The following is a 13,326-nucleotide window of genomic DNA, read 5'->3' as shown; positions in this document are numbered from 1 at the left end:
ATAGCATAATTACCATTCTATCAACAATTCACAAGCAGAAAAAGTTACGCTATAATATAAGAAAATAACTTAGGAGGTCTCTTATGAAAACGAAAGAAGAATGGATTGAAGAATTAGCCTTAGAACCACATGTAGAAGGTGGCTATTTTAGACAAACGTATAAAGCTATTGAAACTGTAGAACTGCCTGAGGGACGCATCCGGTCTCTTTCTACCTCTATCTTATTTTTATTAACGAACCAAAACCCATCCCACTTCCATCTCCTCTCATCTGATGAAATTTGGTACTATCATTTTGGACACGCCCTTACCGTACATATGATTCATCCTAATGGTACTTACGAAGCTGTAGAAATCGGACCAGGAGAAGGTCAAAAACTTCAATTCACCGTTCCTGCAGGAGTCGTCTTTGGATCTACCATTGAATCGGAGAACGAAGAAGATTTTGCGATTGTGAGTTGCAGCGTTACACCTGGTTTTGAATACGAAGATTTTATACTCTATACCCAAGATGAATTATTAGAAAAGTATCCGGAGCACGAAGAGATCATTCGTCGTCTTTCTGTCGTTTCAAAATAAGCAAAAAAAAGAACTTAGCATACTCGTTGCTAAGTTCTTTTTCATTTATTCAAATGTATCCTTAAATGCGTTCTTCATTTTGTCGAAGAAGTTTTCTTCGCCATTATGAAGTTGCGTTCCTTCCTCATTAGCAAATACTTGTAAAGCTTGTCTTTGCTTATCTGTCAGTTTCTTAGGAGTGTCTACGATGACTTCCACATGTTGGTCACCGTTTCCTGTCCCACGAAGTTTAGGAGCTCCTTTACCACGTAGTCGTAAAATCGTTCCTGATTGTGTCCCAGCAGGAACTTTTAATTTCACTTTACCGTGAACAGTTGGTACGTCTACTTCATCTCCAAGAGCCGCTTGAGCAAAATTTACATGAAGTTGATAATAAATATCCGCTCCTTGACGTTTGAATGTCTTACTTTGAGCAACTCGGAAGATGACATAAAGGTCACCATAAGGGCCACCATTGAAACCTACTTCCCCTTGTCCTTGAAGGCGCATTTGATTTCCATCTTCAACACCTGCAGGAACTTTCACTTTGACTTTATGTGTTTCATCTACTTGACCATGACCGTGACAGGTTGGACATTTTTCTTTGATTTCTTGTCCTGTACCATGACACACATCACAGGTTGTTTGACTCATCATACGACCGAATGGTGTATTTCTTTCAACATTAATCACACCTGAACCATGACATTTAGAACAAGTCGTTGGATGCGTTCCAGGTTTTGCACCAGTGCCATGACACGTTTGACATTCGTCACTACGGTGGTAATGAATCGTTTCTTCCTTACCAAAGATAGCTTCTTCAAATGTTAAATCCATGACATACTGAAGGTCAGCCCCTTGACGTGGCATGTTAGCACGATCCGCACGACTGCCTCCGCCACCGAAGAAACTACTAAAGATATCTTCGAATCCGCCAGTAAAGTTTCCATTACCGCCAAATCCTCCGAACCCATCAAATCCACCACCGAATCCGCCACCACTAAATCCAGAATTTGGATCGTAAGAAGCGTGTCCGTATTGATCATAAGCTGCACGTTTTTGTGCGTCACCTAAAATCTCGTAAGCTTCAGCGATTTCTTTGAATTTCTCATCCGCTCCAGGTTCTTTATTAATATCTGGATGGTATTTTTTAGATAATTTCCGATAAGCTTTCTTAATATCTGCTTCAGAGGCATCTTTGGATACGCCTAAAATTTCATATAAATCTCTTTTGGCCACTAATTGCCCCTCCTTTTCTTTCTTAGTTTACAAAGGATATGGGCGTAAGACCACTAAGTAGTCTTACACCCTATCATTTTAGCAAATATTAGTCTACTTCTTCGAAGTCAGCATCCACAACCCCATCGTTATTTGAAGATGATTGTTCAGTTGTTCCTTCTTGAGAAGCACCAGAAGCTTGTTGAGCTGCAGCTGCTTGTTCATAAAGTTTAACAGTTAAGTTTTGTACTACTTCATTTAAAGCATCACGTTTCACTTTCATAGCTTCTAAGTCGTTTGCTTCTACAGCTGCTTTTAATTCGTCACGAGCTGCTTCAGCTTTTTGAACGTCGCTAGCATCTACTTTACCTTCTAATTCTTTCAATGTTTTATCAACAGTGAAGATTAATTGGTCAACTTCGTTACGTAAATCTACTTCTTCTTTACGTTTTTTATCTGCTTCAGCATTTGCTTCTGCATCTTTTACCATACGTTCGATTTCTTCATCTGATAAACCTGAAGAAGATTTAATTGTAATTGCTTGTTCTTTACCAGTACCTAAATCTTTCGCACGTACATTTACAATACCGTTTTTATCGATATCGAATGTTACTTCGATTTGAGGCACACCACGAGGAGCAGCAGGAATATCTGTTAATTGGAAGCGGCCTAAAGTCTTGTTATCCGCTGCCATTGGACGTTCACCTTGTAATACGTGTACGTCTACTGCTGGTTGGTTATCCGCAGCTGTTGAGAATACTTGTGATTTGCTTGTTGGGATTGTAGTGTTACGATCGATTAATTTAGTGAACACGCCACCCATTGTTTCAATACCAAGTGATAAAGGTGTTACGTCTAATAATACGATGTCTTTCACATCACCAGAGATAACCCCACCTTGGATTGCTGCACCCATCGCTACTACTTCGTCTGGGTTTACTGATTTGTTAGGTTCTTTACCAGTTTCTTTACGTACTGCTTCAACAACTGCTGGAATACGAGTTGATCCCCCAACTAATAATACTTGGTCGATATCAGAAGCTGATAAACCTGCGTCAGATAAAGCACGACGTACTGGTTCTTTTGTACGTTCTACTAAATCTTGAGTTAATTGATCAAATTTAGCACGAGTTAATGTTACTTCTAAGTGTAATGGGCCAGCTGCACCAGCAGAGATAAATGGTAAGCTGATTTGTGTTTGAGAGACACCTGATAAGTCTTTTTTAGCTTTTTCAGCAGCATCTTTCAAACGTTGCATTGCCATTTTATCGCTTGATAGATCAATACCGTTATCACGTTGGAATTCTTCCACTAAGAAATCAATGATTTTTTGGTCGAAGTCATCCCCACCTAGATGGTTGTCACCAGCTGTTGATAATACGTCGAATACGCCGTCCCCTAATTCAAGGATAGATACGTCAAATGTACCACCACCAAGGTCAAATACTAAGATTTTTTCTTCGTGGTCCACTTTATCAAGACCATATGCAAGAGCTGCTGCAGTTGGTTCATTAACGATACGTTCCACTTCTAAACCAGCGATACGACCTGCGTCTTTTGTTGCTTGACGTTGAGCGTCGTTGAAGTATGCAGGTACTGTAATAACCGCTTTTTCAACTTTTTCTCCAAGATATTCTTCAGCATATCCTTTTAAGTATTGTAGAATCATCGCTGAGATTTCTTGAGGCGTATAAGATTTACCTTCAATTTCTACCTTATAACCAGCTTCACCCATGTGACGTTTAATTGATGAAATTGTATTTGGGTTTGTTACAGCTTGACGTTTTGCAACTTCACCTACTTGAATTTCTCCATTTTTGAACGCTACAACAGATGGTGTTGTACGGTTTCCTTCTGGGTTAGCAATAATTTTTGCTTCGTTACCTTCTAAAACAGCTACTGCTGAGTTTGTTGTTCCTAAGTCAATACCAATAATTTTACTCATATTTAATTCACTCCTATTAATGAAATTTATTATTTATTTTAAGATTCGTCTTCTTATTGTGAGACGATGACCATCGCTGGTCGTAATACTCGATCTTTTAATTTATAACCTTTTTGAAACACTTGCACTACTTTATCTGCTTCTTGACCTTCTTCAACAGGAACAGTCTGAACAGCGTGATGCAATGTTGGATCAAAAGGTTGATCTAATGCATCAATTTCTTCAATACCTTCTTCTTTTAGTGCATAAAGAAAACTTTCATACACCATCTCAATTCCTTTTTTAAGGTTTTGAGCATCTTCTGATTCACTTGGAGAAGCAATGGCTCTCTCAAGATTATCAATCACATTTAATAAGTTTTGCGCTAGACTTTGACTGCGATATTTTGCAGCATCTTGTCTTTCTTTAGCATTTCTTTTTTGAATGTTTGAGATTTCAGCAGAAAGTCGATACACTTGATCGTTTAATCTTTCAACTTCTTGTTGTAATTTCTCTTCATTCGAAAGTTCTGTTGTGGTTTCTTCAGTAACTTCTTCTTGAGGAGTTTCATCTGCAACAATTTTTTCTTCTTTTAATTCTTCTTTAGTGTTTTGTTCATTTGTTTCCAAGATTTCATCTCCTTACTCTATAAGTTACGATAATAATCTTCTATCGTGGTTGCTAACTCTTCCCTGAGTCCTTTTACAATTGATAATACATTCGAATACGGCATATTCTTTGGCCCAAGAAGAGCAATCAGTCCTTTATCTTGGTTTGGAGTTTCGTAACTAGCAGTTACCAAACTAAAGTCACCAAGTAACGGATGATCCATTTCTGAGCCGAGCCTAATTTGAATATCTTGATAATCATTGGTTACTAGTTGATGTAACTTAGACTGATCATCCATCAATTGATAAATACCTTTGAGTTGATCCACATTAGCGTGATGATCAAAGTAATTTAACAAATATCTTCTTCCTGCAACATGCATTCGATCATTCTCGAAACGATTCATCATTTCTTGAATTACTTTGACGATTTGAATTTGTGAATTCATGTAGCGATTCATAAGGATTGGAAGATCCGTCTTTAATCGTTTAGCAACGATATCTAGCGGCACTCCAATTAATTCATCATTTATGATGCGAACCACTTTTTCTAAATCACTATCGTCAATAGCTCCCGGAATTGTATAGACTTTATTTTCTACCAAACCATTACTGATAACAACGATTGCCATCACTTGATTTGGGTTTAGGCGAACAAGTCTAAATCCCGATAACGTGGCAGTTTTCACTTCCGGTCCAAAAGAAATTGCGGTGTAGTTCGTTAATGTTGCTAGTATGTCAGCAGATAAACGAAATACATCTTGAATCTCTAATGTTGACTGTTGGAAAACTTCACGAATTTGATTTCGAACGCTCAAAGAAACAGGTTGCTTTTGTCTTGGTAGAATATTGTCGATGTAGTAACGATATCCTTTATTAGAAGGAACTCGCCCAGAAGAAGTATGGTTCTTTTCAAGATATCCCAACTCTTCAAGCTTCATCATCTCGTTACGAATCGTCGCTGAACTAAATGGTAATTCTGCAACTTCCATCAACTTCTTCGACCCGACCGGCTCCAAAGTTTCCGTATATAATTGTATGATTAATTGTAAGATTAGCAATTGTCTATTGGTTAACATCATAGTCACCTCTCTTTAGCACTTGACTAAGACGAGTGCTAACCACATTTATAATTTAACACATTGGTCAAATTAAGTCAACATGAAAACACTAGGACTTTAGACTGATTTTCAGTTTATTATTTTCTAGTTCCGCAGATGTATAACGCTTATAACATCAACGATTTTAGCACCTTATGTGACTTGTAATTAAGATTCTTTCGAAAAAATTTTTGTCAATATGAACGTCAAACGTCAAACAAAAATATGATGTCATAATTTCCTTTAAAAGGAAAAACAATAATTTCATATTTCTTTGCAAATTTTCAGCATTTCCATTATATTTTCATAAATAAAAGGAAAGGATCAATTATGAAATTATTCAAAAAATTAGTAGCCCTAATTTCTTTAGCTTTTTTAACAGCAATTTTCGCTTCTAATTTTACTTCTGCATATGCAGATAGTACGACTAAAGTGAACAACACGAATGTTGATATTGCCTCACTTTCTAATTCTGAAAAAGAATTAATTATTTCTGGGAAACCAACAGGAGTCGTTAACTCTACTACTTCTGTAAAATTAATTTACAAAAAAGTAGGATGCTTTGTTAATAAACCTTCTCTTCCAAACACTAGGACATCAACAGGTTTAGTGACACTTGGTGCAGGAATCCTCGTCTTAGGCGCAGCCTATGCTTTATTAAAATCAAATAAAGGAAAAAAGTTAGTTACTATTTTATTTGTAATTGGAGCTGGTAGCATCCTTGTTGGATCTGTAGACGCTTCTCAAGTAATCTTAAACGGTGAAACTAAAGTAGTCTTTATTTCACAATTAGAAGAAATTTCTGTAGATGAAATTGATTGTTATGATTATGTTTGATATATCATTGTTAAAGGTGATGAAACAACAACAACAGTCACTACAGAAAGTGGAACAACTAAAGTAACAACAACTGAAACACCTACAACAGGGACACCTACTACTGAAGTTCCAACCACTGAGGAAACTACAGAAGAAACAACTGAGGGAGAACAAACGGAATCAGAAGAAGAAGTAACGATAAAACCAGGAACTCCTTCTGCAACATAAAAATTTAATTCAAAAAGAGGTAGATTTTAAATCTACCTCTTTTAATTTACTTCATTCATATAAATGGTTTCATAAAACGGAATTAATTCGTTCAATGCGTCCGCAAGTTCTTCTTCAATTCCGTCTTTGTTCTTTTCAAGAAACACCGGTCTTCTTAAAATAACTTTACGGACCTCTCCTTCTTTAATAGCTCTTATTAATTCATCTCTATTAGATACGTTTCCTTCATAAGCTGTCGCATTCTTTTGAAAATCAGATGCTACGTATAAAATGTTACGATTAGGTTCACATTCCAACACTTTGTTTTGTAACATCAGAGAGCGTTCGTTCATTTTACGTTCAATAAAACTCAATTCTACATATACGCCCAATTTATCGTCAATATAAAACAACCGTAATGCAAAGGATGGATTTCCTTCATCTTGCCCCTCTTCGATAAAGTATCTCCAAAAAGCGGGTCTTGCCACTTGGGCTTGATTCATCCATTGACTAACTCGGTCCATGCGAAATGACTTAAAGTTCTTCTGAAACGCTTCTGTTAACTTCGTGAATTCCTGTCTTGCATCTTGCCCAGCCTTCTTCAACAGTTCCATTTCTTCTGCAATTTCTGGAAATTTTACTGGATTTTTATATTTAACTTTGTCATACCGAAAGAAATAACTCATCTTTTCAATTGAAATCATGATTTTCCTCCTGAATATGGCTCTTCAAGCGGTCGATCATATAGACACCCACATCTATAATTGGAATATTCGAGAGTTGCTCTAATTCTGTCTTTACATATGGAAAATGCGTACATCCTAGTACGACTGCTTCAATCTCTGTACTTTCAAAATAGTGGAATAAACTTTGAAAATCGAATTGTTTAATAATCTCCTCTTCTGGTTTTCCAGTTTCGATCGCTTTAACCAGTTCTAGCATCGTCACACCAAACACCTTAAGATTAGGATTAGCAATATATAGATTGTTTTCGACCCCAGTTAATCCATGAGAATTAGCTGCCATTACAGCTAAATAATCATGTTCTACCCCAAGTGTTCGATACATTTGCATCGGAGTAATCATAGGAAGTCTATATTCTTCTTGCAATGAATCGAAATTCACAACTGAACTTAGTGAGTTACAGTATACAAAAACGGCGTCAATATCGTTTTTCAGCCCGTTAATCACATTTCTAATATATTGTTCTCTTTCTTCGTCTTCTAACGCTTGAAAAGTCGTTTGTTCGACTGGATTTTTAGAAATCGGAACAGAAATCGTTTGAGTAAAGCCATTTTCCATCAATAAATCAACGCCTAACTTCGTGTCCATAGGTGTTCCTGCCATCACAGCAATCCGCATACACATTTCTCCTTTATAAAAAAACAAGGATGAACGCTAGGCTCATCCTTGATTCAATAAATCATTATTTAGTTGCACGACGTACGTATGTACCTTCTGCAGTGTTAACTTCTAAGTATTCTCCTGCTTCAATGAAGTCTGGAACGTTAACTACTAAACCTGTTTCCATTGTTGCTGGTTTACCAGAACCTGTAACTGTAGCACCTTTAATTGATGGTTGAGTTTCAGTAACTTGCAGTACAACTGTTGATGGTAATGAAACCCCAATTACTTCTGAACCGTAGAATTGGATTTTAACTTCCATGTTTTCTAGGATGTATTTTAATTCTTGTTCGATTGTTTCTTCAGGAATTTCGTATTGTTCGTATGTTTCTAAGTCCATGAATACTCCAACGCCATCTTGGCTGTATAAGTATTGAACATCTTTTGTATCGATGTGTGCACGTTCTACTTTTTCATCAGGACGCATTGTTGTATCTACTGTTGAACCGTTACGAACGTCACGGATTTTCATACGCATTACAGTGTTCCCTTTACCTGGTTTGTGGTGGCTGATTTCCAACACTTTAATTAATTTTCCATCAAGAATGAATGTCATTCCAGCTTTTAAATCACTTACGTTAATCATTTTCTGACTCCTTTTGTTAAATTTTACTTTCTATTTATACCACATTTTCATTGAAAATGCACTATATTCAGTATAATTTGAATTTTATAAAATACCAACTCTTTTGAAAATTAAATCTACATTTTTAATATGGTAATGATAATCAAATGCATCATCGATCTCTTCTTTTGAAAGTGTCGACATAATTTCTGGTTGGTTTTCTAAAACAGAACGGAAAGCTAACTTTTCATCCCATGCTTTTGCCGTGCACGGCTGTACTAAATCATACGCTTTTTCACGGCTCATTCCTTTGTCGATAAGTTTCAATAACACCCGTTGACTGTAAATAAGTCCGAAAGTCGCATCCATATTGCGTAACATGTTTTCTGGGAACACCGTCAAGTTCTTAACGATATTACCGAAACGACGAAGCATATAATTGAGTAGAATTGTGCTATCTGGAATAATAATACGTTCAGCTGAAGAATGTGAAATATCACGTTCATGCCATAAGTTCACGTTCTCATAGGCTGTGACCATATGTCCTCTGATCACACGAGCAAGTCCCGCCATATTCTCAGATCCGATTGGATTGCGTTTATGTGGCATTGCTGAAGATCCTTTTTGCCCTTTTGCAAAGAACTCTTCTACTTCACGTGTTTCAGATTTTTGTAGTCCACGGATTTCTGTCGCAAATTTTTCGATACTTGTCGCAATTAATGCAATAGTAGAAATGTAATCCGCATGCAAGTCACGAGGTAAGATCTGTGTCGAGATTTCTTGAGGACGAATTCCAAGTTTTGCGCAAACATATGCTTCCACTTCTGGCGGAATATTCGCAAATGTCCCCACGGCGCCACTAATCTTACCCGCTTCAACCCCTTTTGCAGCACGTTCGAAACGTTCGATATTGCGTTTCATTTCTGAATACCATAAGGCTAGTTTCAAGCCGAAAGTTGTTGGTTCAGCGTGAACTCCATGCGTTCTTCCCATGCAAACTGTATCTTTATAAGTTAGTGCTTTTTCTTTAATGATGTCTAGGAAGTCCGCTAAGTCCTTTCGTAAAATATCGTTGGCTTGTTTTAATTGGTACCCATAAGCTGTATCGACTACGTCTGTACTGGTTAATCCATAGTGAACCCATTTCTTTTCTTCTCCAAGACTTTCAGAGACACATCTTGTAAAAGCAACGACATCATGTCTTGTCTCTTCTTCGATTTCTAAAATACGTTCAACTGTGAATTTCGCGTTTTTACGAATTTTTTCAACATCTTCTTTTGGAATTTCTCCAAGTTGTGCCCAGGCTTCAGCAGCTAAGATTTCAACTTCTAGCCAACAATTATAACGATTTTCATCAGACCAAATTTTTGCCATTTCTGGACGTGTATAACGTGTAATCATGATTTCCTCCTAATACAATTCCATAGTAACATGTTTGATTCCAACAATATCATACGGTTCTGAAACAACTTCAAACCCAAGTGATTCATATAGGTTTTGAAGGTGTGCTTGTGCATGAACTTCAATCACGGTATCTACAAACCACTCTTTACAAACTTCTTTAGCGCGCTCTAACAACGCACGACCTTTTCCTTGTCCTTGGTATCGATTGTCTATCAACACTCTACCAAGTCGCACCTTATCCCTTTCTGGAATTATTCTTAAATAGGAAATCACTTCTCTATCATCATTCATCTCAAATAGATGCCATGATTTTTTATCTGTATCGTCAATTTCTTGATAATTCAAATCTTGTCCGACAATAAAGATTTCGATCCTTGCTTTGTAAATCGCAACAATCTCTTCCTTCGTTAGTTCATCATAGTTTTTTAAATACCACATCGAGAATCAACCTCTCTTTGTCTTGAAATAATTTCTTGTATCTTGTTCATCTTTCTTTAATTGAGCTATTAACGCATCGATTCCTTCAAATTTCAATTCTGGTCTTAAGTATTTTAACCATTTCACGCGAACTGGAAGGTGATAAATATCTTTATCAAAATCGAGCAAATTCACTTCAATCGTTACTTTATGAACATCATCAAAGGTTGGATTGATTCCGATAGACGCCATACCAGGAATCCACTTACCTTCCACAAACATTTCAACGACATATACCCCGTTTTTAAGGAGGAAAGTATCGTTAGAAACTTCGATATTGGCCGTTGGGAATCCCAGCATTTTACTACCACGGCCAAAGCCATGAACGACAACACCGTCCATAATGTAATCATAGCCTAATAGTTCATTTGCTTCTTCAATGTCGCCTTGTAGCAATAAGTCTCGTACAGCTGTAGAACTAATCTTTCCACTCGCATTTTTTTGCTCATCAATCGTGATAATCTCAAAGCGATTAGAAGCATACTTTGGTAACAATTCCATATTTGCAACATCTCGTTTACCATAAGTATAGTCAAATCCCGCAAGAACAACTTTTGCGTTTAAACCGACAATATATTGATCTACAAATTCTTGTGGTGAAAGGGCTCCAAATTCCTTTGTAAAATCAACCAAATAGAAAATATCGACACCAAGTTCTTTTAATAGTTCTTTCTTGCGTTCTAGAGGAGATACATATTGAATGCTATCAGGATCTACATTTTGGAAAATAACAGATGGATGCTGGTTAAAAGACATCACTGCTACTTTAAAACCGCGTTCCTCTGCGACTTTTTTTGCTGTTGTAATCACTTCTTTATGTCCTAGATGAATTCCATCAAAAAATCCTAAAGCGAGGACAATCGGCTCTTGAACAATATACTCTTTTTTGTAAGGGTGTGTTAACTCAATAGTTTGCATTCTTCTCTCCTTTCTAAAACATTTTTATTGGTTTTAATAAGCCTTTTTTGACTGGATGAGGACCATAAATTGCTATGAGTTGGTCTCCATAATAACAAGCAGTCGGTGAAACAATTTGTGGAAACTCATCTTGCGTTAAAAGGGCACCATTTTTAAAACGAACGAATTCGTCCTCTGTTAAAATCATTCGAGGATATTCATCGAATACAATATCTACTGGCTTTAGTACTTCTTGAACTTTATCGTTTACTACAAGTTCATTTAGCTGCTCTAATGTAATGCAATCATCTGCATGGAAAGGTCCGCTTTTTACACGGGTTAATTGCGACATATGCGCCTCAACACCCAATGATTTTCCTAAATCAACAGAAAGTGTTCGAACGTAAGTCCCTTTACTACAGCTCACCTCAAACTTCCATGATTGTGTCTTCCTATCTTCATTATACACTGGCTCTGAAATCCGTTTGAAGTCGTATAGTGTAGCTTTTCGAGAAGGTCGTTCCACTGCTTCTCCGGCTCTTGCGTATTCATACAGACGTTTCCCATTCACTTTAACTGCAGAATACATAGGAGGAATTTGAGTAATTTCTCCAATAAAGCCTTGCATTTTTTCATCAATCTCTTGAACTGAAAACGGCGTTTCGATAGGTGTTGTTGACACAACTTTTCCATGAGCATCCTCTGTTTCGGTAGAAAACCCTAATGTAATCTCACCTTGATAGACTTTGTTGGCTTCATGAAGGTTCTCCACAACTTTAGTCGCTTTACCGATACAAATTGGTAAGACGCCATCCACCTCAGGATCAAGAGTACCAGAATGACCAACTTTTTTCGTTTTCAATATTTTTCTAACTTTATAGACACAGTCAAACGACGTCATGCCTTTCTCTTTCCATAACGGAAGGATTCCGTCCATCCCATTCATCCTTTCACGCTTTACATTTGCTAACCTATTGTATCATAATTCGCACTTTTCCACATAGATTATGAATATAGCTTTTTAGGCGAAAATTATGGTATTATAGATGGGTAAACTTATTTGATAGGAGTGACTTTAATGTCAAGAGTATATATTGTAACGGACTCAACAGCAGACTTAACTGAAGAAGAAGTTAAACAATTTGAAATCTCTATCGTTCCAATGAATATCTCAATCGATGACGAAAACTATATCGATGGAGTTACTATTACAAAAGAAGAATTTAAACAAAAAATGATTGCAAGTAGCGAGCTTCCAAAAACAGCTCAACCATCTATCGGTCGTTTCGTAGAAGTATATGACGAACTTGGAAAAAATGGCGATTCTGTTATTTCAATTCAAATGATGCGTTCAATTAGTGGTACTGTAGATGCCGCTCGCCAGGCAGCTGATATCACCGAAACGAATGTCACTGTAGTGGATTCAGACTTCACTTCCAGATCTATGGGGATGATTGTTAAAGAGGCCGCCAAAGCCGCTCAAGAAGGAAAATCAATAGAAGAAATCCTTGAAATTGTTGAAGAAGCCAAGAAACGCACTACTCTTTATTTAACCGTAGTAAACTTAGACAACTTAATTAAAGGTGGCCGAATTAGCCAATTAATGGGGATGTTCTCAAATTTACTTAATATTAAATTATTCCTGCAGGTCATCCACGGAAAAATTGAGATTATTCAAAAAGGTCGAGGTTTAAAATCCCTTCAAAAAAAATACGAAGAAATCTTCGAAGAAATGAAGGCTGTACCAAGTGGTATTCAAGAAATCGGAATTATGCATGCTGGTTTAAGTGAATTTAACGAAGGAAATATCGCACGCATACGTGAACTATTCCCTGATGTGCCACTCACAATTGTAACAACTTCACCAATCATCATGAGCCACACAGGCGTTGATGCAATGGCGATTACTTACTTAGAAAATAAATAAAAAATGGTTCTATAATTTTTAGGGTTGATGGAATTTTTCCACCAACCCTATTTTAGTGTATACAAAAAGGCCAACATCCATTATATTAAAAGCGCCTAAACCTAAAACAAAAGGATGATGACCATATGAACAATATACTAGAAGCTACGCTACAAATCAAAGATAATAACATTATTTGGGATGATAGAGTTCAAGAGAAGATATTTAAAAAGAGAAAAT

The 13,326-nt window shown here is 36.8% G+C and carries 15 protein-coding genes; 3 read left to right on the top strand and 12 right to left on the bottom strand.

Features of this window, described 5'->3' with window-relative positions; translation table 11 throughout:
• The first annotated feature begins 83 nt into the window (after positions 1-83).
• Positions 84-578, top strand: a complete 495-nt coding sequence (locus HMPREF3103_RS07730) for a cupin domain-containing protein (RefSeq protein ID WP_070438936.1) — start codon at positions 84-86, stop codon at positions 576-578.
• Positions 579-623: 45 nt separating this feature from the next.
• Here the strand turns inward: HMPREF3103_RS07730 and dnaJ are convergent, their stop codons facing one another.
• The 4 genes from dnaJ to hrcA form a co-directional block, all read right to left on the bottom strand.
• Positions 624-1,796 carry a molecular chaperone DnaJ gene (dnaJ, locus tag HMPREF3103_RS07725; protein WP_005605523.1) on the bottom strand — a complete coding sequence of 391 codons (1,173 nt, stop codon included), beginning with the start codon at positions 1,794-1,796 and terminating at the stop codon, positions 624-626.
• A gap of 88 nt (positions 1,797-1,884) precedes the next feature.
• Positions 1,885-3,720, bottom strand: coding sequence for a molecular chaperone DnaK (dnaK, locus tag HMPREF3103_RS07720; RefSeq protein ID WP_070438933.1), 1,836 nt, complete (start codon positions 3,718-3,720; stop codon positions 1,885-1,887).
• Positions 3,721-3,773: 53 nt separating this feature from the next.
• Positions 3,774-4,328, bottom strand: a complete 555-nt coding sequence (grpE, locus tag HMPREF3103_RS07715) for a nucleotide exchange factor GrpE (RefSeq protein WP_148128825.1) — start codon at positions 4,326-4,328, stop codon at positions 3,774-3,776.
• A gap of 17 nt (positions 4,329-4,345) precedes the next feature.
• Entirely contained in the window at positions 4,346-5,389 is a 1,044-nt protein-coding gene (hrcA, locus tag HMPREF3103_RS07710; protein WP_083278771.1) for a heat-inducible transcriptional repressor HrcA, read from the bottom strand.
• Positions 5,390-5,737: 348 nt separating this feature from the next.
• On the opposite strand from hrcA, the gene HMPREF3103_RS07705 reads away from it, so the two are divergent.
• Positions 5,738-6,244 (top strand): hypothetical protein, encoded by a 507-nt coding sequence (locus HMPREF3103_RS07705; RefSeq protein ID WP_070438927.1) that lies wholly within the window; start codon positions 5,738-5,740, stop codon positions 6,242-6,244.
• On the opposite strand, the gene HMPREF3103_RS09700 is transcribed toward HMPREF3103_RS07705, so the two are convergent.
• The 8 genes from HMPREF3103_RS09700 to truB form a co-directional block, all read right to left on the bottom strand.
• On the bottom strand, positions 6,235-6,363 hold the full coding sequence (locus tag HMPREF3103_RS09700) for a hypothetical protein (RefSeq protein ID WP_256365585.1): 129 nt from the start codon (positions 6,361-6,363) through the stop codon (positions 6,235-6,237). The two genes, HMPREF3103_RS07705 and HMPREF3103_RS09700, sit on opposite strands and share 10 nt — an antisense overlap.
• Positions 6,364-6,495: 132 nt before the next feature.
• Positions 6,496-7,137: a hypothetical protein gene (locus HMPREF3103_RS07700; protein ID WP_083278770.1), complete on the bottom strand. Its 642-nt coding sequence runs from the start codon at positions 7,135-7,137 to the stop codon at positions 6,496-6,498.
• Positions 7,124-7,795 (bottom strand): glutamate racemase, encoded by a 672-nt coding sequence (locus HMPREF3103_RS07695; protein ID WP_049555499.1) that lies wholly within the window; start codon positions 7,793-7,795, stop codon positions 7,124-7,126. Before HMPREF3103_RS07695 ends, HMPREF3103_RS07700 begins: the two co-directional genes overlap by 14 nt.
• A 64-nt stretch (positions 7,796-7,859) precedes the next feature.
• Positions 7,860-8,423: an elongation factor P gene (gene efp / locus HMPREF3103_RS07690; protein WP_005605540.1), complete on the bottom strand. Its 564-nt coding sequence runs from the start codon at positions 8,421-8,423 to the stop codon at positions 7,860-7,862.
• Positions 8,424-8,507: 84 nt separating this feature from the next.
• The gene (gene purB / locus HMPREF3103_RS07685; RefSeq protein ID WP_049555498.1) at positions 8,508-9,803 is read right to left on the bottom strand and encodes an adenylosuccinate lyase; all 1,296 of its coding nucleotides are present in this window, start codon (positions 9,801-9,803) and stop codon (positions 8,508-8,510) included.
• Between the two features lie 9 nt (positions 9,804-9,812).
• Entirely contained in the window at positions 9,813-10,244 is a 432-nt protein-coding gene (locus HMPREF3103_RS07680) for a GNAT family N-acetyltransferase (protein WP_070438924.1), read from the bottom strand.
• A gap of 6 nt (positions 10,245-10,250) precedes the next feature.
• Entirely contained in the window at positions 10,251-11,201 is a 951-nt protein-coding gene (ribF, locus tag HMPREF3103_RS07675) for a riboflavin biosynthesis protein RibF (RefSeq protein ID WP_070438921.1), read from the bottom strand.
• A 13-nt stretch (positions 11,202-11,214) separates the two neighbouring features.
• The gene (gene truB / locus HMPREF3103_RS07670) at positions 11,215-12,117 is read right to left on the bottom strand and encodes a tRNA pseudouridine(55) synthase TruB (protein ID WP_070438918.1); all 903 of its coding nucleotides are present in this window, start codon (positions 12,115-12,117) and stop codon (positions 11,215-11,217) included.
• 141 nt (positions 12,118-12,258) lie between these two features.
• On the opposite strand from truB, the gene HMPREF3103_RS07665 reads away from it, so the two are divergent.
• Positions 12,259-13,107 carry a DegV family protein gene (locus tag HMPREF3103_RS07665; RefSeq protein ID WP_070438915.1) on the top strand — a complete coding sequence of 283 codons (849 nt, stop codon included), beginning with the start codon at positions 12,259-12,261 and terminating at the stop codon, positions 13,105-13,107.
• Positions 13,108-13,326 lie beyond the last annotated feature (219 nt).

The organism is Granulicatella sp. HMSC30F09 (assembly GCF_001806915.1).
Classification (GTDB): Bacteria; Bacillota; Bacilli; order Lactobacillales; family Aerococcaceae; genus Granulicatella; species Granulicatella adiacens.
This window is presented reverse-complemented; position numbering and strand designations above follow the sequence as displayed.